Genomic DNA, 21,801 nt, shown 5'->3' with positions numbered 1-21,801 from the left:
CTACCATGAACAAATTTTCATTTGCGCTGCCTTTGTTGGTCAGTGCTTTGGCATGCCCTGCATTGGCGGACGGCATTAGCCTGCAAGATGCGCTCAGCGCCAGCTTGCAACACAACCCGCAATTGGCGGGTTATCAATTTCGCCGCGCCGCCTTGGCCGGTGAACAGACTACCGCCGCATTGCGGCCGGAAATGCGTTTGCACAGCGAGCTGGAAAACGTCGCCGGTTCAGGCGATTTTTCCGGTGCCGATGGCGCCGAGCTGACGCTCTCGTTTGCCTCGATCATTGAGCTGGGTGACCAGCGCGACGCGCGCCTCGGTGTCGTCACCGCACGTCAACAACAACTGGCGACTGAGCAGCGGGTGGCGGTATTGGATCTGGTCGCGGCGGTGAATTACCGTTTTATCGCCCTGATTGCGGCGCAAGAGCAAGAGCAAGTGCAAAAGCAGGCGCAGCAACTTGCCCAGTCATTAGTGACCAGCTTAAGCAAACGTGTCCAAGCCGGTCGTGCACCACAGGAGGAGTTACTGCGCGCCCGTGCCGCGCAGGCCAAAGCGGCGCTGGATGTCGATCGAGCCCGCCAGAAAATCCAACTGGAAGCACTAAAACTCAGCGCTTACTGGGCGGATAGCACACCGGATTTCACCCGCGCCCAAGGTGATTTGTTTGCACTTACTAACGCTGTGCCCCTTGCCGATTGGCAAACTCGCCTCGCGCAAAACCCGGATTTGCTCTTGCTCGCCGAGGAAACACGCCTGCGCGCCGCCGAGTTGCGCAAAGCGGAAGCCGAGGGACAAATGACCTTGGGATGGAGCGCCGGAGTGCGGCAATTGCAGGCGACTGACGATACTGCGCTGGTCGCGGGCATCAATATTCCACTCGCCAGCGGCAAACGCGCGAGCGGCGCGATCAGTAAAGCGCGCGCCGAGCAAGATGCCGCCACATTCGCTGCCGATAGCGCCAAAGTCCAACTTGAAGCCCGCTTAAACCAAACTTACAGCGCCCATACCCAAGCGCTTGCCGAGCTGCACAGCCTGCGCGACCAAATCCTGCCGTTGCTGCAAGACGCCAACCGCGCTACCGCCGCCGCTTTCGACCAGGGGCGCTACAGCTCACTCGAACTGGCACTCGCCCAGCGCGAATTGCTTGAAGCCCGCGCCGCCTTGATCGACGCCGCCCTGCGCGCCCATGAAACCCGCATTGAACTGGAGCGTTTGACTGCGTCCGCTCCCGTGCAATCCACCCAATCAGGGGAGACAACCCAATGAATTCTTTTATCAAAACCCTGTTATTAATTGCGAGCCTCGGCTTGTCTGCAAACCTGTTGGCATCGGGCGATCACGACCATGGCCACGATGAACATGACGAACACCATGAAGAGGAGCCGCAAAAGGGCGCCCATAACGGTCGCTTGCTGGAAGACGGCGACTTTGTGGTCGAGCTGGCGATATTTGAAAAAGATGTACCGCCCGAATACCGCGCTTGGGCAAGTGTGGATGGCAAATCCCTGACGCCCAGCGACTGGAAATTGGAAGTGCAACTCACCCGCTTGGGCGATGAAGTAAATACATTTGCGTTCAAGGCCGAACAGGATTTTCTGCGCGGCCAGGGTGTGGTGGAAGAACCCCACTCCTTTGATGTAAAAGTCACCGCAACCTACCAAAACCAACAGCACCAGTGGACTTATCCCTCCTACGAAGGGCGTGTCACCATGGCCGACGAAGTCGCGGCGGCCTCGGGTTTAACCACGGCAATTGCGGGAGAGGGCGTGTTGCAGGAGCGCATCAAACTTTACGGCACCATAGTCGCCGACCCGCTGCGCGTGAGTCACATTCAAGCGCGTTACCCCGGTTTGATCCGCTCGGTAAAACCCACCATTGGCGCGCGCGTAAAAGCGGGCGATGTATTGGCGACAGTTGAATCCAACGAGAGCCTGCGCGAATACCCACTGCTGGCGCCGATTGATGGTGTGGTAGTCGAACGCCATTCCAATCCAGGTGAATTCACCGCTGATCGCGTGTTATTTACCTTGCTCGATGAGCGCGTATTAGAGCTACATTTGCAGGCGTTCCCGACCGGTGCCAGCAAAATCAAAACCGGCCAAGCCATCACCATCTATGCCAATGGTCAGCATGCGCAGACCCTGACTGCCCGAACAAAAGTGGAGTACATAACGCCACGCCACGGCGAAACACCGACGCTGGAAGTCCATGCACCGGTGGATAACAGCGCGGGCAATTGGGTGCCCAACCAAGCGGTAGAGGGCTGGGTTGATATCGCCCAAACGCCGGTGCCGTTAATGGTCGATAACCGCGCCCTGCAATCCTTCCGCGATTGGCAGGTGGTGTTTATTCAAATCGACAACACTTATGAGATTCGCCCGCTCGAACTCGGGCGCACCGACGGCCAATTCACTGAAGTGCTCAATGGCCTAAAGGTTGGTGATAGCTACGTGGTGGAGAACTCCTTTTTGCTCAAGGCTGATCTGGAGAAATCTGGCGCCTCACACGATCACTAAGGGGCGGCATCATGATTGAAACGATTTTACGCGCAGCGATTAATCGCCGCTGGCTGGTGATGCTCGCGGTGTTCGCACTGATTATTCTCGGCCTGTGGAATTACCAGCGGCTGCCGATTGATGCGGTGCCCGATATCACCAACGTGCAGGTGCAAATCAATACCGAAGCGCCCGGTTACTCGCCGCTGGAAACCGAACAGCGCATCACTTATCCGGTGGAAACTGCGCTCGCGGGTTTGCCAAAGCTTAACTACACACGCTCGATTTCGCGCTACGGTTTATCGCAAGTGACCGTGGTGTTTGATGAAGGCACGGATATTTATTTTGCGCGCAATTTAATTAACGAACGCCTCGGTCAAATTAAAAGTGCATTACCCGTTGGGATAGAACCGGTGATGGGTCCCATCGCCACCGGTCTCGGCGAAATTTTTATGTACACCGTGGAAATAGATGATCCAGAAAAATTTGATGCATCAGCCCTGAGCGACTCAGCTGGGCTGAGTAATGAAAGTTATCTGCGCGAATTGCAGGACTGGGTAATCCGCCCGCAATTAATGCAAGTCAAAGGCGTGGTAGAAATTAACGCGATTGGCGGTTACACGCGGCAATATCACATCACGCCCGAGCCAACTAAATTGATGCAGTTTGGACTGACCATGGAGGATCTGGTCGTCGCACTGAAAAACAATAACGACAATCGCGGTGCCGGTTATCTGGAGCGCAGCGGCCAACAATTATTGGTGCGCACACCGGGGCAATTAACCAGCATTGCAGATATCGAAAATTTGATTGTCAGCAACCCCAAAGGCGTCGCCGTGCGCATTGGCGATCTCGCGCAAGTGGCGATTGGCAAAGAATTGCGCACCGGTGCGGCAACCCAAAACGGGCGTGAAACTGTGCTTGGCACTGCCCTGATGTTAAAAGGCGAAAACTCACGCACTGTCGCGCGCGCATTGTCGATTAAATTGGAAGAGATTAATCGCTCATTGCCGGAAGGTGTTCGTGCAGTCGCGGTTTATGACCGCACGCAACTGGTCGATAAAACCATCAGCACCGTACAAAAAAATCTGCTTGAAGGTGCGCTGTTGGTAATTGCCGTTTTATTTTTATTGCTCGGCAATATGCGCGCTGCATTAATTACGGCGGCGGTAATTCCCATCACCATGTTGATGACGATTACCGGTATGGTGGAAGCGGGTGTGTCTGCCAACCTGATGAGTTTGGGCGCGTTGGATTTTGGTTTAATTGTGGACGGCGCCGTGATTATTGTAGAGAACTGCATTCGCCGGTTGGGCGAAGCACAACGAAACGGCAACCTTGAATTAAAAGAGCGCTTGCAACTCGCCTATGAAGCCACCAGCGAAGTGATTCGCCCGAGTTTATTTGGTGTGGGTATTATCACACTGGTGTACTTGCCGATTTTTACGCTCACCGGCGTGGAAGGGAAAATGTTTCACCCTATGGCCATTACCGTAGTCATTGCCTTAACCGCCGCGTTAATTCTATCACTCACTTTTGTGCCAGCTGCAATTGCATTAATCATGAACGGAAAAATTTCCGAACATGAAAATCGTTTTATGCAAACGGCAAAAAAACTGTATAAACCATTATTACTGGGCGCCTTTAGACAACGCAGTCTGGTATTGGGCGGTTCAGTTGTGTTGGTGATATTTAGCATTTGGCTTTCCACACGTTTAGGTTCGGAATTTATTCCGCAATTGGATGAAGGCGATATAGCACTGCATGCACTGCGCATTCCCGGCACCGGTTTGGATCAAGCCGTGGGAATGCAAACATTGCTCGAAGCGCGCATCAAACAATTTCCGGAAGTGGATAAAGTCTTTGCCAAAATCGGCACCGCCGATATCGCCACTGACCCTATGCCGCCCTCGGTCGCCGATAACTATGTAATTTTTAAACCACGCAGCGAATGGCCCGACTCAAATCGCGAAAAAGCAGATTTAGTGGCAGCGATTGAAACTGCCGTACGCGAATTGCCCGGCAATAATTACGAATTCACCCAACCGATCCAGATGCGTTTTAACGAGCTTATCTCTGGTGTACGTTCGGATTTAGGTATCAAAGTGATTGGCGATGATTTGGAGCAACTGCAAACATCTGCAGCGGAAATTTTGGAAGTGCTGGAAAAAATTCCCGGTGCAGCCGATGCACGCATGGAACAGGTGACTGGCTTGCCCGTATTAACCGTCACACCAAAACGCGACCAACTCGCTGCCTATGGATTATCAGTTAATGAATTGCAAGATTTAGTCGCCACTGCAATTGCCGGTGAAAGCGCAGGATTAATTTACGAAGGCGACCGCCGTTTTGAATTGGTTGTGCGTCTACCGGAAAAACTGCGCAATGATTTATCGGCATTGGAACGCTTACCTGTTCCGATAAAAGCCGAACCGGGTTTTGTGCCGCTCAATGAAGTCGCCAGCATAGAACTCGCACCCGCACCCAACCAGGTCAGCCGCGAAAATGGCAAACGTTTAGTCGTCGTCACCGCCAATGTGCGCGGGCGCGATTTGGGTTCGTTTGTGAGCGAAGTGCAAACACGCATCGCCAGCGAGGTAAAATTACCGGCCGGTTATTGGTTGGATTACGGCGGCACCTTTGAGCAATTAGAATCCGCAAGCAAACGTTTAGCCATAGTCGTACCGCTCACGTTATTAATGGTCATCGCATTATTAGTAATGGCTTTTGGTTCGATCAAAGACGCACTGATTATTTTCACCGGCGTCCCACTCGCACTCACCGGCGGTGTGCTCGCACTCTGGCTGCGCGACATGCCCATGTCCATGTCCGCCGGTGTCGGCTTTATTGCACTCTCCGGCATAGCAGTCTTAAATGGTTTGGTAATGCTCGCATTTATCCGCCAGCTTTATCTTGAACATGGCGATTTAATGGAAGCAATAATCCAAGGAGCACTCACACGATTGCGTCCCGTATTAATGACCGCATTAGTTGCCAGTTTGGGCTTTGTGCCTATGGCATTTAACGTGGGAATCGGTGCGGAAGTGCAGCGGCCATTAGCGACGGTGGTTATAGGCGGGATTATTTCATCGACGCTGCTAACGTTGTTAGTATTGCCGGTGTTGTATGGAATGGTTCACAGGAATAAGAAAAACTATTCTGCCACCCAATAAACAATTTCTCTACTTGGTGGAAATCAGTAATCTAAGAATCTGAATATTTTTTAATTAGACACATCACCTATAGGAATAATACCCATGGATAGAAACACAATTACCAACCTAATTGGCGGCGCTGTCGGTGCAGGCCCCAAAGCATCTAACAACCCTAAGGATGTTAAGATTATCGAATATTTGTTTAACATCGTCGCAATAGCAACACCGACACCTCCTCCCGAAAGTGGCATTTGCAACCAAAATCTAATTTCAAAAATAAAACGCTTTCAGTCTCAAGAATTGAAATTTACAACCCCAGACGGTCGAATAGACCCTGCAGGAAAAACACTAAAAACATTGGTCGCAAAAGCTCAACTTAAACGCCCTATGCGGACAGATTTAAACAGTGCTTCTCGACCCTATCGTTTTGGTGGAGCTTGGTGTGGAGGTAATTTTTCTGGTGAACTTTCCTACTTAATGTCTTTTCTAGGGTTTAATGCTACACCGTCAACAGGAAAAAGTTCTGCCGGGCAAGCTCATAGAACCATTGTGGATAGCTACCTCAAACTAAGCGGACAAAGTGCTACACCTCAAGAGAGCCAAATTAGAAAAACCGTCACAAGCACAGTCAATTCAAAATCCCGATTAACAGCCAATGATTACCAAGCTGCTGCATTAGCATTAGGGAGTGGAATATCTGCTGCGATTGTTCAAGCTTTTGCAGAAGTTGAATCCGGCGGACGCAGCGGTTTTGGCCCATCTGGTTTACCAGTAATTGCCTTTGAAGGACATATTTTTCGGAAATATACGGGGAAAAAATATGATTCAACACATCCCAATTTATCATATAAATACGTGAAAAAAGCTGGGGCAGAATGGAAAGAAAATAACAAAGATCAAAAGACCGCATGGAAAACCCTTAATGCCGCTATGGAGCTCGATGCAGTAGCAGCAGCGAAAGCCTCGTCTTGGGGAATGTTTCAGGTAATGGGATTTAATTACAGCACCTGTGGTTTTGACTCGGTAAATAGTTTTATTGCAGCAATGAAAGCGGGTGAGCAGGGTCAATTAAAAGCTTTTATTTCATTTTGCAAGGCTGTTCCTGGAATGGTAGAGGCTATTAAAAACAAAAACTTTGTTAAAATGGCCACTTTATATAATGGAGCAGACTATGGAGACTACGACATTCGTATTAGCAAAGCCTATAAAAAGCACGGAGGATCTTGAGTGATTAAATATATGAAATTACTTCCAATCATCACCATCGCACTGGCATCCATGACAAATGCTTGTGCACAATCGATAACCTTTGAATCAGGCGTGTATGAAAATTTGTTGCTGGCTGTTAATTCAGACGGTGCTGTAACAGGATACTATCGAGAAGCTCAAGGCGAAGGGGTCGTTAAAAACTGTGCTTTTACATTTAGAGGCGAAGCACGTGCCGATGTAGCAACTATTTTAGTTGGGGCAGATGAATCTTTTCCTGGGGAAATTCGAGCAGAAACTGATGGCATCAATTTAAAAATTGCAAAAGGCCGTGAACTTCCTGGTTGTGGTCTCGTATTAATGCCTGAGATAGCTGACGGATTGAGTTATGACTTGATTACCAAAGTATCCTGGAATGAATTACGAACCATAATAAGTGAAAAATCCTATTTTTATTCTGAGCCAAAAGTGGGTAAACAATTAAAATCATATCTCGTTAAAGGAGATGTGGTAGGTGTTGTTACGAAAGAAGGGGACTGGCTGCAAATTGATTATTATTCAGATAGCGGAAAGATGTCTCGTCGATGGATTAATAGCAAGGAAACAACAAGTCTTCTTTCAACTCAATAGTCCGCTTATGAGGGTGCCCCTTGAACGGCACTCTCTATTCAAACTACGTGTGGAATTGGATTGAGATCCACCCGTCGCTAGCAATTTTTATTTCAGGCTAGCAACCGGCGGATAAACAACCGTACTCGCCGCTTGTTCTTTCATAAAACTCACAAAATCTTCCGGCGAAATTGGTTTACTAAAATAGTAGCCTTGGGATTGATCGCAGTTATGATCACGCAAAAACGCTTCTTGCTCTTTGGTTTCTACACCTTCTGCAATGACCGTTAAACTCAAGGTTCTACCCATGGCGATAATCGCTTCGGTAATGGCGCGGTCTTCGCGGTTTTGGGGAATATCGCGGATAAAAGAGCTGTCCACTTTTAATGTATCAATAGGGAAGCGTTTTATTTGCGCGAGCGATGAATAACCCACACCAAAATCATCAATTGCCAAGCGCACACCCAATGTTTTGATTGCGGTGAGAATGCGGATTGCGCGCTCTGCATCCTGCATCACCATACCTTCGGTAATTTCCATTTCCAGCAACGCTGGCTGCATGCCTGATTCACTTAATGCATCTGCAACATCCTGAATTAAATGTTCATCAAAAAACTGCCGCACGGATAAATTCACGGCCATGCACAGCGGTGGTAAACCTTGTTTTTGCCAGGCAACGTTTTGTGCGCAGGCAGTTTTTAATACCCAGCGCCCAATTAAGACAATCAAACCGGTTTCTTCGGCGAGGGGGATAAATTGTGCTGGTGAGATAACGCCAAGCTCAGGATGTTGCCAGCGAACTAACGCTTCAACTCCGGCAATTTCGCCAGTTTGTAAATTGCGTTTCGCTTGGTAGTGCAAGAAAAATTCATTGCGTTCTAACGCCATGCGCAAATTATTTTCCAGCACCAAGCGCTCCAGTGAGCGGGCTTCTATATCGGGAGAATAAAATTGGTAATTGTTTTTGCCTTCTTCTTTCGCGCGATACATGGCGATGTCGGCATTTTTCATCAGGGTTTGTTCGTCTCTTCCATCATCCGGATAAATACAAATGCCGATGCTGGCTGTCACGCGACACTCCTGGCCATTGATATAGATGGGTTCGAGCGATGCAGATAAAATTTTCTGTGCAACGGTGGCTATTTGCTCGGTGTTTTCTGGCTCAGGCAACATAACGACAAATTCGTCGCCACCGAGGCGACCCACCACGTCACTGGCGCGCAAGCATTGCTTCAGGCGTGCAGCCATTTCGCAGAGTAAATAATCACCCGCTTCATGGCCGAGGGTATCATTAATATTTTTGAATCTATCCAAATCAATAAAAAAAACAGCGAGTTTGCGGTGATAGCGATGCGCAGAATCAATCGCTAAATTTAATATCTGGCTAAACATAAAACGATTGGGCAGCGAGGTTAAACTATCGTGCGTCGCTAAAAAGTGAATGTGTTGTTCTGAACGTTTGCGATCGCTAATGTCGCGCCCAATGCCGCGGTAGCCACGAAAATGTCCTTCTTCATCAAAGGCGGGCAGCCCAGTCAAACTAATAAAATACGTTTTACCGTTATCCGCCACGCGGCGCAGTTCCAAATCGCGAAACGGCTTGCGCTCGGCCACCAGGTCGTCGTATTCAATCCAGGATTCGGATAGGAGTGCAGTGCCAGCTAAGTCCTTTAAACTTTTGCCGAGAACTTCATCGCGTGTATAGCTGGATTTGTTGTTCGGGTCTTCGATATCAATAAATTGCAAATCGGCATCTTGCTCCCAATACCAATCAGACGATAATTCGATCAGGCTGCGAAACCGTGCTTCACTTTCACGCAGTGCGCGCTCGGCGCGGCGGCGTAAGGTGATGTCGCGGCCAATACCCACCAGCGCGACGGTTTCGTCTTTATCGTTGCGCACGGGCAGCTTGGTGGTCAGAAACCAGCGCATATTGCCGGTCTCTTTATTGACGGCCAGCTCCTCCCGGTTAACTAATCCTTCACTGGTGCGAACGATGGTTTGTTCATCATCAAAAAAATTCTGCGCCATCGCTTGAGGAAAAAAATCAAAATCATCTTTGCCAATCAAGTTCTCCGGCGTGGTGCCCATGCCTCTGGCAACCGCCTCATTCGCTAACAAAAATTTGCTGTTGAGGTCTTTGATAAAAATACTGTCGGGCACCGCATCGACCAACGTGCGCATCAAGTTGCGCTCTTGCTCAAGGGTAGCACTGATTGCGCTCAGCTCGGCCGTGCGCTGGGCTACACGTTTTTCCAATTCAGCGTTCAAGTCGCGCGCATTGAATTCCGCTTGTTTAATTTGGGTAATATCGCGGGTAATACCGATAATGCCAATAATTTTTCCTTCATCGTCACGCAGTGGAACCTTGCTTGTGGAATGCCAGCGCAATTCACCGGTTTTGAAATCGGTCAGCTGTTCTTCGCGCCCCATTAGCGGTTGCCCTGAACGCATCACCCATTGATCATCTTCGCGATAGGCTTGTGCGGCGTTGAGGGGGTTGAGGTCGAAATCGGTTTTTCCCAGGATATCCTCTGCAGATTTTGCCCCGGTCATATTTACCAATGCCAAATTGGCATAGACAAAACGGCCTTGCTCATCCTTGGCATAGATGAGATCGAGCATATTATCGCCCAGTGTGCGGAGTAGATGACGTTCCATAGGAAATACTTGTATTGGTGGTGAAGGTTCTGCTTAATACATAGAGATATCAGGTTTTAGTATAAGTAGCGATCAGTGTTTGCATGAAAAATAAAATCAGGGAGCGAAACCAGGTTGTCTCTGTCAGCTTATTGACAGATCAATTCTCCATCTTGTGGACTAGTGTTCTATTAATAATTTATTGGCGATTACCCTTAGATTTTTTTTATAAGGAATCTTAAATTGAAACGTTCCATTGGAATATAGAGGAGTTAACCATGGGCGCCCACTGCTGTAACCACGATCACGAATCACCCATCAAACCCGACCCTAAATACCGGCGTATTTTGTGGATTGCGTTAATCGTTAATGCGTCTATGTTTGCGATAGAAATATTTTTCAGTTTGCGCTCGGGGTCTGTTGCGTTGTTGGCGGATGCTATCGATTTTTTTGGCGATGCGGCCAACTACGGTATTAGTATTTGGGTGCTGGCGATGAGTGTGCAGGCGCGCGCAACAGCGGCGCTATTGAAAGCGGCGTCCATGGCGTTGTTCGGGATTGGTATTTTGATTCATGCTGCATGGAATTTGATTACCGGCGTATTGCCTGATGCGCAAACCATGAGTTTGGTTGGCTTGCTGGCACTGGCGGCGAATGTAGGGGTTGCGATCCTGCTTTACGCTTACCGCAATGGCGACAGCAATATGCGCAGTGTGTGGTTGTGTACCCGCAACGATGCGCTGGGCAATATCGCGGTAATTATTGCGGCTATCGGAGTATTTGGTACTGGCACTGCGTGGCCGGATTTAATTGTGGCAGTGATTATGGCTTCACTGGCATTGACGGCGGCCTGGCAGGTAATCAAACAGGCCCGGCGCGAGCTGGCGCGTGAGGGGTAATTTTATATATAAAAATAATTCCATGTTTCAAAATGAAACATCGGTTGACTGCGATTCCTTTCCGTAACTTGAGCTGTTTCCAAAGCACTCATTAAGTCCTATTTGTAATATTTGTATGGTCTTTTAGTCAAACTTACCCTTAGTATTTCTGCGACCGTTCAGCGCGGTCGTTGTCGGTAGTGTTGCGCGATTTTTGTGTGCAACTGGCTGCTGGCATCTCTCACCCTGGCTTAGGCCCCGGGCTTCCGGGGAGATGTATCACCTGCAGTAGTGTCGGGCATTAAAAAACTCCAAAAGGAAATAATAAAGATGAAATCCTTTTTCTCATCCATCCTCGTTTTACTCGCGTTTTGTATTTCGCCCTTTTCCAGCGCCCAAAGTTGCGGCAGTGGCGGCGGTGCGACTGTGTGTTTAACCGCGACCGGTAGCACCAGTAATATTGGTTTGAGCTGGACGGTCAGTGGCAGTATCAGCAGTGTGCAGATTTATCGCGATACCGATAGCAATCCCAGCGGGCGCAGCCGCATTGCCACGGTAAATGCGTCTACCAGAAGTTATACCGACTCAACCGCCGTGGCAGGAACGCCCTACTGGTATTGGATTAAATTTAATGCCAATGGCGCAAGCTATAACTCCAACGCGGCGAGTGCTACACGCACCGCTTCCACGGCGGCGATGCGCAACCTCACCAGTGTGCAACTCGCAGCCTTGATGGGCGCCGGTTGGAATTTGGGGAATTCGCTGGAGGCGATTGGCAGTGAAACCGCATGGGGCAACCCGGCTACCACGCAAGCGATGATTAATGCGGTAAAAGCGGCCGGTTTTAAAACCATTCGTATTCCCGTGTCCTGGACCCAGTATTCCGATGCGAATTACAACATCAGCAGCAGTTGGATGGCGCGGGTAAAACAAGTGGTGGATTATTCAAAAAGTGCAGGCCTCTATGTGATTATTAATATCCATTGGGACGGCGGTTGGATGCAGCCTAAATACGCCAATCAAACCGATGTGAATAATCGCATCACTAAATTGTGGACGCAGATCGCCAATCAATTTAAAAACTATGATGATTATTTATTATTTGCCGGCACTAACGAGGTAATGGTGGATGGCGATTACGGTACGCCAACCGTTGAATACTACACAGTGCAAAATAGTTTTAACCAAACCTTTGTCAATGCGGTGCGTGCTACGGGCGGCAATAATGCGGTGCGTCATTTGGTGGTGCAGGGTTTTAATACCAATATCGATCACGCAATTAGTTTTGCCACTATTCCGAGCGATTCCGCTAACAAACGTTTGATGATGGAAGTACATTTTTACGACCCATACAATTTCACCCTGAATGAAAATAGTTCCATCTGGCAGTGGGGTAAAAATGCCACCAATTCGGCGAACGTAGAAACCTGGGCCAATGAAGCGCATGTGGATAATCAATTCCAGCGCATGAAAACCAAATTTGTCGATAACGGTGTGGCGGTTATTCTCGGTGAGTTCGGGGCTATTTCACGCACTAATATTCCAGCGGCAGAAAGTTATCGTGTTTACTGGAACCAGTACATTACCCGCGCGGCTTATACCCGTGGTTTGGTACCTATCTATTGGGATAATGGCTACACCGCCAACGGTGGTATGGGTTTATTTGATCGCTACACTGGCAATCAGGTTTATCCCACTATTATCAGTACGATTGTTAATGCGGCGAAATAATTTTTTAATTTCTCCCCGCCTCCTTTTTACCAAGGTAGGAGCTTGACTCCCCTCTGTGGTAAAGAGGGGCTAGGGGAGATTAACGTTATCCACAAAAATAAAACCCGGCTTCGCAATGGAGCCGGGTTTTATATTTTTACATTCGCAGGTTTGACGACGCTGAATATTTTCTGCAGTGCAAGTGGAACGTTTTATCGATTGATTGTTACCAGTTCAAATCGGTTTTTAAATGCTGCACCAGTGTTTTGCCCATACGTTGGTTGGTAATTTTATTCGGGTGCCAATCGCAACCCAAACCATCGGCAGATTCAATTTTTCCCAAATCCACTAGCTTTACACCGCTGGATACCAAAGAACCTAAAATAATTTTTTGCGATTCCCGTTGCGCGCCGCCGAGCATGGGGCTGACAATTAAATACACCGGTTTGTTGGCGAAATCCGTTTGCACCATGGCGATTAATGTTTTCATATTTGCGCGATAGTCATCACTCACCGAGCCTTCCCAATAATCGTTGGTGCCCAGGTTAATTAATATCGCATCGGGCTGATAAGCAGTTGCATCCCAGCGGCTATTGCTATCGTCAGCAAGCGTGCGTTGGTAGCGCACTAACATGCTGGGGTTCACCGGGGTTTTTTCTCCGTAAGAGCGCCATACACCAATGCCGGACCAGGCGATTGCGTGTAAGTCGGCGCCCAGTTCATTGGCGGCCAGCGCGGCATAGGTTAATTGTTGATTGCTGGTGCGCATGTCATAACTGCAATGTTGATCAGCGCCCTCTACCCCGTAACCAGCGGTAATGGAATCGCCAATCACCAACAAGCGTTTTGTGGCGGCCGCAGGCGCAGGTAATAATTTTCCATCAACAATCGGGTCGCTCAACAGTGCAGTAACCAGCGCAAAGGATTCGGTTAAGCGCGTCAGGCGAATAGTGTGTTCGCCCTTGGTTAAACCACTGGCCAGGGTATAGGTTGCCTCACCACTTTTTACCCATAAATCCTGAAGGGTACCGTCCACCGCTACTTGAAAGCGAACATCGCCATTGCTGGCCAGCATCATTTTTGCCTCAGTACCGGTGAAACGAAATTCAATGGCGGAGCCCGGCCAGGTAAATTGCGCCTTGCCTTGGGTGCTGGTATCAAACCGGCCAATCATGCGCAGTTGTTCGCCGCTAAAACTGGTTGATGCCGTGGTACTGCTGAAATTGCTTGCGGTGTGATTAGGAGCTGCTTGATGGTTGCACGCTGAAAGCGCAACCAGTGATGACAGGAGTAACAGAAATTTCCACATAGATGCCTCTGCGATAGTGATGATGAATAGTCAAATTATTATCGGAGAGGATTATTACCGCTAGGTGGAAATAGTTAAACCACCCAAGTGAAAGGAAGGGTAAGTGTGCATGTCCCTATGCAGTGAAAACATTATTCCGGTAACCACATGCGCGCATCGCGTGCGGGTAAGGCAAAGGTGTAATTGCTGCTGCTGATATAGACCAAATTGCCGTTGGTCAGTACATCGCGGTAGTTGCGATACCACTTGAAGCGGCTGTTGGTATTCACGCTAAAGTTTTGTTGGCTGCCGCATTTATTAATGCCCACCACACCTTCTTCACCGCGACGGAATAAAATCGCGCAGCTGTTATGGGCCAATACTTCCATGCCCTGCCCTTGCACCTTGTTGTGGAATTTCAGCATGGCGGCAATGTGCGGCGCTTTATAGGCGTTAACCCAGCGATTGCTGTCGGTGCCAGTGGTATCGCTAAAAATTAATGGTTTACCACCATCGCGCCCCATGATGTAGGCATAGGCTAATTTTTCGTCCGTTGCATCCATAATCCAGCTGCGGAAACCGCCGTTAAGTGGAATGTCGTGGTTGATGGTAAAGGTCACCGCGCGGAATTGATCAATGGCTTGGCCTACCGCTTGCGGGTTCACCAATGAACTCATGCTGCCGCCGAATCCAAACGCATTGCGAATGCTGTGGAACAGTGGGAAGTCATAGGCTTTATGATCAGTATCGCGTAGGTACGGGCTGAGGAAACGGTCGTTATCCAAATTACCTGCACCGCCGCCAGTAATAATTTCACCAAATACATACATGTTGGTTTTAATGGTGGAGGTAAAAATTTGGTTCAAGTGGTAAGCGGTCATGTGTTTGGCCGCGTCCACGCGGAAGCCTTTTACGCCCATGGTTTTGAGCGCGGTTAAATAATTGCGCTGTTGGGTCACTACCCAGCTATTGGGGTTCATATCTGGCAAACCGGTGTCGCCGCTGCCACCACACAAACGCCAATTTTGTACTTGCCACACATCGTTGTAATCGCTAATGCAATTGGCGGGATTAAAATCGTAACCACCAAATAAACCCTGGGTTAAATCGCCAAATAATTTTTGATTATTCCAGTAAGTGATGTTGGAGTTATAAGTACTAATCGCGGCGGAGCCGGGGAAATCGGTAGCGCCATTGCGTTCATTCGCCATGTGGTTCAAAACGATATCCGCATAGACTGCAACGCCTTGGGCGTTGAGTGCGTTCACCATGGTTTGGAAGCTTTGTTTATTGCCGCGCGCATGGTCGATCACGCGAATATCCTGTGGTTGGTACCGTTGCCACCAGGCGGAATTGGCCGAATTGGATTTTAACGGCGGTGCGACTAATACCGCTTTGTAGCCGAGGTTTTTAATTTCCGTGGCCTTGGCGGAAACATCGCTATAGTTCCAGTCAAACGCATGTAAAATGGCATCGGCGCTGGCGTGTTGCACACTGGCAATACTCGCCAGGGCGAGGGTAAAGGTTAACGACGCTTTGGAAATCAATTGGGTTAAAAAACGGTTTTTCACAGTAGTGTCTCCCCTGCTCCGGGCGTGAGGTAAATATTGGCGCAACGGTAGCAGTTGTAGTGAGTTATTAGATGTTATGGTTATTCTGTTTGTTACGGCAGCACGAATCCCGCAAGCAAATGGGCCTGCAAAAAACAGTGCGTGAGAATGGATGAAATCATCCGCGTAAATCGCATTTCACAGTGTGGGTTGCACGGCTGCGGTAGCGACAAAAATGGTTGTGACCTGAGCTCTATCCAGAGTTATTGTTATTTCACTAGAGCGCCGCACAGACAGCAGGCAATTGCGGCAAATGGTGAGTGCCTAATAACGAGTGCACAGGCATAGTTAAAGCCATTTATTAATAATTGAACAGACTGTTGCATACGTATTCAATTTGCGTGTTTATAACTCTTTTGCAAATCGGGGCGATGATTGCGCTAACAGTTTTTATTTCCCAGAGATGCTTATCCACTAAAAAGTTTTATCAGCGAGTTATTTTATTAATGAATGATTTTTTTCAACAGACGGCGCAGGCAGAGTTTCAAAAAGCCAGCCAACAATTGCCCGGGGCCAAACAATTTCAAACGGCACTCACCCAATCGTTCAAACGCTACGATAATCTCATCGCCAAAACTATTACTGAATCGCCAACAAAACCGGCCTGCCAAGCAGGCTGTGCGTTTTGTTGTTATTACAAAGTGGAAGTGCGCGCCCATGAAATGTTGAACATCAAGGATTACCTGCATAAACAGCTGAGCGCTGAAAATATTCAGCAAATAATACAAGAGGCTGATCGAAACGCTGCAGTGATTCGTAGCATCACTCCTGAGCAGCATCTCACCACCAATTTAAAATGCCCGCTGTTGCACAATAATCAATGCAGTGTTTATCCGGTGCGCCCCTATCGCTGCCGTAATTTTCACGCGACCGATGCAAAAGCCTGTGAACAATCCTTTGCCGATCCGGCGAATATGGATATAACAACCGGCATGATTGAAACTGTGGCGCTCGCGGCCGATGCGCATTCGCAAGGTTTTGAAGCGGCGATTGAACAGAAAGGCTTGGATGCGCGAATTTATGATTTTAATACGGCGCTGTTAGAAGTACTGGCCGATGAGAGTTGTTTAAAACGTTATTTGCGCGGCAAAAAAACATTTCAAACCGCTTTGGAAGTTAGTTAAATTAAGGTTTAAAAATATTGCCCACTGGCGCAAATCGCCAGTGGGCAAGTTCTGCAATATTCATCTCTCGTCATACCTGCGAACGTGGGTATCCATAACAATCAACAGCGTGGATTAGCTGCGCTGGTCTGCGATTCCCTAGGCAACTTTAAAGAAAGACATCAACTGTTGCAGGTGCAGCGATTGGTCGTTGGTTTGTTCTGCCGTTGCTGCCAACTCCTCCGCCGCTGCCGCGTTTTGTTGGGTCGCGCGATTAATTTGCAACATCGCCGAATTGACTTCCGACAACCCACTCGACTGCTCCAGCGAACTGGCTGAAATTTCCTGTACTAAATCCGAGGTTTTGGTAATCGCCGGTACCATATCAATTAACAGTTCACCGGCGCGCTCGGCCAGGCGCACATTACCTGCGGTTAATTCATCAATTTCCTGCGCCGCAATCCGGCTGCGTTCTGCCAATTTGCGCACCTCACTTGCTACCACGGCAAAACCGCGCCCGTGTTCACCCGCGCGCCCTGCTTCAATCGCGGCGTTTAAGGCCAACAAATTAGTTTGGTAGGCGATGTCATCAATAATCGCCACCTTCTCGGCAATTAAACGCATGGCATCAACTGTTTTGGATACGGTGGTGCCGCCTTCCGCTGCTTGTTGCGCCGCTTTGGCAGCAATGCTGTCGGTGATTTGCGCGTTGTCGGCATTTTGTTTTACCGAGCTGGAAATTTGTTCCAGCGACGCTGAAATTTCTTCCACGCTACTCGCCTGTTCAGTCGTCGCTTGACTCAAACTTTGTGTGGTTGCCGATACTTGGGTGGAAGCGTTAGTGAGCGCATCGGAGGTATTGAGAATATCGGTCACTGTCTGCGACAGGCGCACCATGGATTCATTCATCGCGTTCAGCAATTGGCCGAACTCATCGCGCCGGTCGCTGTGGCTGCGAAAAGTTAAATTACCCTCCGCGAGCTGGCGCACTGCATGGGCGGCAATTTGCAGTGGTGTGGTAATGCTGCGGAACAGCGCGATGGATAAGCCAATCGCTAGCAGCACTCCGATTGCGGCAGTTATCAACATAGTGAGTGAAGTGCTTTCAAAATTTTCCACCGCCGCTTGCTGTTTGCTCGCGAGGATCTGCTCCAGTCGCTCCTGCATTAAATCCAGTTCATTGCGCATAGCTTCAAAGTCATTCGCCGCTTTACCCGTACTGAGTTCCAACGCGCGCCGCCGGGATTCGGCATCAGGTTGCTGCACCATCGCCACTACCTGATCGGTACTCGCCTCCCAGGTATCGCGCAGGCCGGTGTAGGAGTTGCGTAATTCAGTCAGTTTGCTGTCCTCTATCAAACTAAAAAACTGATCCACCCGCTCGCGCGCCTGTTGTTTATTCTCGGCATGCTCGCCCAACAGCGTCTTAAATTGTTCACTCGCCGGGTCGGTGGCAATCAGCGTGCGTTCCGCCACCAGCGCCTGTTGCAAATCCCGGTCGGCGGAATAGAGATTGCTGGTGCCCGGCACATAATTATTCAAAATCAACTTGGTTGTTGCATGCTCGGTATGAAAGGCATAAGCGACAAACACCAACAGCGCCAAAAACGTCAGCGTCACCAGCGCAAACCCGCCCCCCAAGCGTTTGGGAACCGAAATATTCACCAACATAACCTTCTCCTTCTTATTAATTAACCCCATGGGCTAGTAATTAACCTTAGACCGGATTTGCAAGTTGTTCCAATCCCAACCGCAGCCACTGGTCATTGTTCGCTGCTGCCTGACGAACAAAATGCTCTGGTCGAATAAACCTATAGCCTATATATTCAAAGCCTTACCCAAACGCTTGGAACAGTAACGCGCACCGGCTCACTGAAAAATACGCATGCGCAATTTGTCATGCTAGAGAAAGATGTAATTTGCTGTTATTTCGTTTATCACCCAAGGGGTTGAGAATGGAGGTTTCGAATACGTGAAGAGAGGGTGGTATGTGAATGTTAAGAGGGAATAGAATGAAACTTATAACCGTGTTGGCAATTTTAATCGTTTCAATCGAGTCATTTGCTTGGCAAGAAGAACATTATGACTGGAATAGCCTAACTTTTACGTCGTATCTTACAGAATTAAAGCAAACTGCAAGCTTGAAAGTTGGTCTTTCAAAATCAGCAGAAAATAATAAATTTCTTGTTGCCAAAATTGAGGTAACGGTTGGCGAGAATAAACTGGAAATACCGCCTGAAGTATTGAAAAAATATACACGCATTGACCCTCTCAGCTTTTCTATATCAGCGAGTAAAGAAGCCGAGGAAAATAGTATAACTATTTACTTTATATATAACGGAGAAAATCGTGGCTCTGTATCTTTTCAGAATTATAAATACAGCTTACATTCAACCACCGAAAACTTACGTTAGATCGCGCTAAGTCGCGGATTTTTGGTTTTTCTGCGCAAAAGTATTCCAAAAAAGTATAACTTACAATCTGCCTGTGAGCACAGAGTTGAAGGTCATATGCGAAATTTTGTAATTTTTATCGAAGGTGAAAATTTTAATTTTGAAATCGATGGAAAATGGCGACCTGTAGGATTTTTTGCGTCTCGTCGTATAGAAGCTGAGACGGTGGAGCAGGCGTCAAGTGCAGCATTAACGCAATTGCTTTCGGAGCCAGAGGTTGATGGCAAAGCACTGCCTGGCCATACAGTGATCGTGAAAATGGTTCACGAAATGCCTTTAGCTCACAAAAATGAATATCATGGTTTTACATTTTTTCCAATGGAAGAATAGCTTTACTAAAGCGATTAAAGCTCGTTCTGCCTCACTCAATTGGACAGAATTTATCATTGCATTGGCATCTGGAATGTATGAATGAATATAAGCAGAAAATAATTGAGTATTTCGGCTATTGGCCCGCATTCTGTGACGGTCATATATTGTCATGCAATAAAGACGAAAATAACCTGACGCTAAACATTGACTATATTGATTCAGGCAAATCATTGCGTGCTGAGGTGGAAATCACTTTTCATAGTATTTTTGATGTAAATATCGAAAAATTTATAAATAATAGTGTCATCCACTCCTTGACTATTCTAAGCGGAAATAATCATTGGGTAACTATTGATCCTTGCTTTGGTTTCTGTGGTAGCTTTAAATGTCGCGGTATTGAAACAAAACTAGTAAAAACATAACAAGTGACTGTGGTAAAAAATCAATACCTACAACGCAAATTTAGTTAGCTTATTACTCACAGTTACCCCGCATCAAAAAACAAAAAACCGATCCTTATGAGATCGGTTTTTTGTTTTTAGCGCGCTAAAAAATAATTAGCGTTTGTAAGAGCACTTGTTGGGGTTGCCCAGTGGATCTGAACCAAATGCTGAAACGGTGCAGGCGATGGAGCCGGGTACCGAGACTTTCTTCAGTACCCAGTTGCCTTTGCGACCAAAAGCTACCCAGCCGTCGCCGGAGGTAACGGAGCAAGTGCCGCCCAGATCAGCGCATTTGGAGAAGCCACTTGGGTAATCACCTGTGCCACCTAATACCGGTGCACCGCTAGCTGCTGATGAGCTGGAGCTGCTGGTGCCACCAATAGTTACCGATGCGGCGTTTGAGTTGGTGACTACGCCGTTGGTGGTGTTTTTGATCCAGTAATAGTAAGTACCTGCACTGGCGGTGCTGTCGGTATAGCTGCGTGCTGCAGAGGTCAGTGTGGCAATACGTACGCGACCAGCAGGGTCTGAGTCGGTATCGCGATACACCTCTTGTGACGCGGTAGTGAGGTTGCTGGTTGACCAACTCAGGTTAACGCTGGTGCCTGAAACGCTGGTTGAGAGATTGATAGAACCCGATGCGGCGGCGCTGCTGGAGCTGCTCGCTGTGCTGGATGGTGTTGACGACGACACCGATGAGGTGGTGCCGCCACTGCATGCACTGGCGGTCAACTGCGCGCCGTTTTTACCCACACCGGCGTATTGGGCGATTTTGTCTTTTACGCACTGGGGGGTAACGGGCGAATAGCTGTAGGGAATGCTAATCGGGAAGGGGGCGGTAGTGGTCCAGTTGGTGGCGTCGATGGTGCCGCCGCTGGTCCAGGTGATGTTGTAAGTCGCAAAATCACCGGGGTTGCGGATGTTGTTGTTGCGCAAATCCCACTTGCCGCAGTTGCTGCTATCAAAACGGCAGGTCACGGGGTTTACCGCGTTTTGGAACCAGTTGCTCTCGATCAACGCATAGCCATTTTGGCGTACGTTAATGCCCGAACTGGTGATGCCGTCATAGAGGTTGTTGTACATGTGCGTCCAACCACCGCGCTGCAGCGGCAGGCGCGCGCCGACGTTGCGATAGATGTTGTGGTGGAAGGTGATTTTGCGACCGCCGCCGATATCGGTGCTGCTGGAACCATCCAGCCCGACTTTTTTACTGTCGCGGATAATGTTGTAGGACACCGTAATGTTTTGCGATTCCTTTTTAATATCAATCGCACTTTCAAAGGTCAGGTCGCCATCCGGTGAACCTTTACACTCGTTGTTAACCGCAAATAATTCGTTGTGATCGATCCACACGTTTACGCCGCTGTCGATACGAATCATATCGGCATCGTTGGATGCACCGGCGAGTGCGCCAATTTTCATATTGCGCACAATCACATTGCTGGATTTATTTACCACTATGCCGAAGTTTGCGGAGGAGCCGTTGGCGCCTTGGATGGTAATACCACGGGTGAATTCTTTAATTTCCACTTTGCGGTAGGCCTCACTCCAGCGCGGGTTGGGGCAATTGCCTGAGGAGTCCACAGTGTGGTCGCGAATCATTTGATTGATCAGCGAATCCTCATTACCGGTGTAAGTGATGATGACCGGGTAGTCACCGTCTTTTGCATTTTCAATAATCTGCTGGATTTGGGTGTGGGTGGAGGCGTTAAAAGACTGGGCGCCAGACACATTGCCGCCATCGGTAGTGGAAAAACCGCCGGTAGCAGCCGCCAACACTGAGCCGCTGGCGAGTAAACCCAGGGTGCTGACCAGTAGCTTGCGGGTAAAATTGACACGGCGTTGAGCGGTGCCAGAAGTGATATTTTTCATAGTTACAATCTCGTCTTAGTTATTG

The 21,801-nt window shown here is 48.6% G+C and carries 16 protein-coding genes; 11 read left to right on the top strand and 5 right to left on the bottom strand.

Features of this window, described 5'->3' with window-relative positions:
* The first annotated feature begins 5 nt into the window (after positions 1 to 5).
* From O59_RS01955 to O59_RS01935, 5 genes are all read left to right on the top strand, one after another.
* Positions 6 to 1,268: a TolC family protein gene (locus tag O59_RS01955; RefSeq protein WP_007638985.1), complete on the top strand. Its 1,263-nt coding sequence runs from the start codon at positions 6 to 8 to the stop codon at positions 1,266 to 1,268.
* Positions 1,265 to 2,518 (top strand): efflux RND transporter periplasmic adaptor subunit, encoded by a 1,254-nt coding sequence (locus O59_RS01950; protein ID WP_007638984.1) that lies wholly within the window; start codon positions 1,265 to 1,267, stop codon positions 2,516 to 2,518. Before O59_RS01955 ends, O59_RS01950 begins: the two co-directional genes overlap by 4 nt.
* 11 nt (positions 2,519 to 2,529) lie before the next feature.
* A complete protein-coding gene (locus O59_RS01945; RefSeq protein WP_007638983.1) occupies positions 2,530 to 5,670 on the top strand; it encodes an efflux RND transporter permease subunit in 3,141 nt (1,046 codons plus the stop codon).
* Positions 5,671 to 5,754: 84 nt separating this feature from the next.
* Positions 5,755 to 6,879: an N-acetylmuramidase family protein gene (locus tag O59_RS01940; protein WP_007638982.1), complete on the top strand. Its 1,125-nt coding sequence runs from the start codon at positions 5,755 to 5,757 to the stop codon at positions 6,877 to 6,879.
* Positions 6,880 to 7,488 (top strand): hypothetical protein, encoded by a 609-nt coding sequence (locus O59_RS01935; RefSeq protein WP_007638980.1) that lies wholly within the window; start codon positions 6,880 to 6,882, stop codon positions 7,486 to 7,488.
* A gap of 87 nt (positions 7,489 to 7,575) precedes the next feature.
* On the opposite strand, the gene O59_RS21265 is transcribed toward O59_RS01935, so the two are convergent.
* A complete protein-coding gene (locus O59_RS21265) occupies positions 7,576 to 10,128 on the bottom strand; it encodes an EAL domain-containing protein (protein WP_007638978.1) in 2,553 nt (850 codons plus the stop codon).
* A gap of 257 nt (positions 10,129 to 10,385) precedes the next feature.
* Here O59_RS21265 and O59_RS01925 point away from each other — a divergent pair, with 257 nt between their 5' ends.
* Together O59_RS01925 and O59_RS01920 are read left to right on the top strand one after the other, a co-directional pair.
* On the top strand, positions 10,386 to 11,006 hold the full coding sequence (locus tag O59_RS01925) for a cation transporter (RefSeq protein WP_007638973.1): 621 nt from the start codon (positions 10,386 to 10,388) through the stop codon (positions 11,004 to 11,006).
* Between the two features lie 309 nt (positions 11,007 to 11,315).
* The gene (locus O59_RS01920) at positions 11,316 to 12,716 is read left to right on the top strand and encodes a glycoside hydrolase family 5 protein (protein WP_050976926.1); all 1,401 of its coding nucleotides are present in this window, start codon (positions 11,316 to 11,318) and stop codon (positions 12,714 to 12,716) included.
* A 205-nt stretch (positions 12,717 to 12,921) separates the two neighbouring features.
* Here O59_RS01920 and O59_RS01915 read toward each other — a convergent pair whose 3' ends face one another.
* Positions 12,922 to 14,004: an SGNH/GDSL hydrolase family protein gene (locus tag O59_RS01915; RefSeq protein WP_007638971.1), complete on the bottom strand. Its 1,083-nt coding sequence runs from the start codon at positions 14,002 to 14,004 to the stop codon at positions 12,922 to 12,924.
* 131 nt (positions 14,005 to 14,135) lie between these two features.
* Complete coding sequence (locus O59_RS01910) at positions 14,136 to 15,554, bottom strand: alpha-amylase family protein (protein WP_007638970.1); 1,419 nt, start codon at positions 15,552 to 15,554, stop codon at positions 14,136 to 14,138.
* 485 nt (positions 15,555 to 16,039) lie between these two features.
* On the opposite strand from O59_RS01910, the gene O59_RS01905 reads away from it, so the two are divergent.
* Positions 16,040 to 16,717 carry a YkgJ family cysteine cluster protein gene (locus tag O59_RS01905; protein ID WP_040391035.1) on the top strand — a complete coding sequence of 226 codons (678 nt, stop codon included), beginning with the start codon at positions 16,040 to 16,042 and terminating at the stop codon, positions 16,715 to 16,717.
* Between the two features lie 138 nt (positions 16,718 to 16,855).
* On the opposite strand, the gene O59_RS01900 is transcribed toward O59_RS01905, so the two are convergent.
* Entirely contained in the window at positions 16,856 to 18,367 is a 1,512-nt protein-coding gene (locus tag O59_RS01900; RefSeq protein ID WP_007638967.1) for a methyl-accepting chemotaxis protein, read from the bottom strand.
* A gap of 341 nt (positions 18,368 to 18,708) precedes the next feature.
* Here O59_RS01900 and O59_RS01895 point away from each other — a divergent pair, with 341 nt between their 5' ends.
* From O59_RS01895 to O59_RS01885, 3 genes are all read left to right on the top strand, one after another.
* Positions 18,709 to 19,110, top strand: a complete 402-nt coding sequence (locus O59_RS01895) for a hypothetical protein (protein ID WP_040391034.1) — start codon at positions 18,709 to 18,711, stop codon at positions 19,108 to 19,110.
* Positions 19,111 to 19,206: 96 nt separating this feature from the next.
* Positions 19,207 to 19,479: a hypothetical protein gene (locus tag O59_RS01890; RefSeq protein ID WP_007638963.1), complete on the top strand. Its 273-nt coding sequence runs from the start codon at positions 19,207 to 19,209 to the stop codon at positions 19,477 to 19,479.
* Between the two features lie 77 nt (positions 19,480 to 19,556).
* Positions 19,557 to 19,883, top strand: coding sequence for an Imm50 family immunity protein (locus O59_RS01885; protein WP_040391032.1), 327 nt, complete (start codon positions 19,557 to 19,559; stop codon positions 19,881 to 19,883).
* Between the two features lie 135 nt (positions 19,884 to 20,018).
* Here the strand turns inward: O59_RS01885 and O59_RS01880 are convergent, their stop codons facing one another.
* Positions 20,019 to 21,776 carry a pectate lyase gene (locus O59_RS01880; protein ID WP_007638960.1) on the bottom strand — a complete coding sequence of 586 codons (1,758 nt, stop codon included), beginning with the start codon at positions 21,774 to 21,776 and terminating at the stop codon, positions 20,019 to 20,021.
* Positions 21,777 to 21,801: the final 25 nt, after the last annotated feature.

Source organism: Cellvibrio sp. BR (assembly GCF_000263355.1).
Lineage (GTDB): Bacteria > Pseudomonadota > Gammaproteobacteria > Pseudomonadales > Cellvibrionaceae > Cellvibrio.
This window is presented reverse-complemented; position numbering and strand designations above follow the sequence as displayed.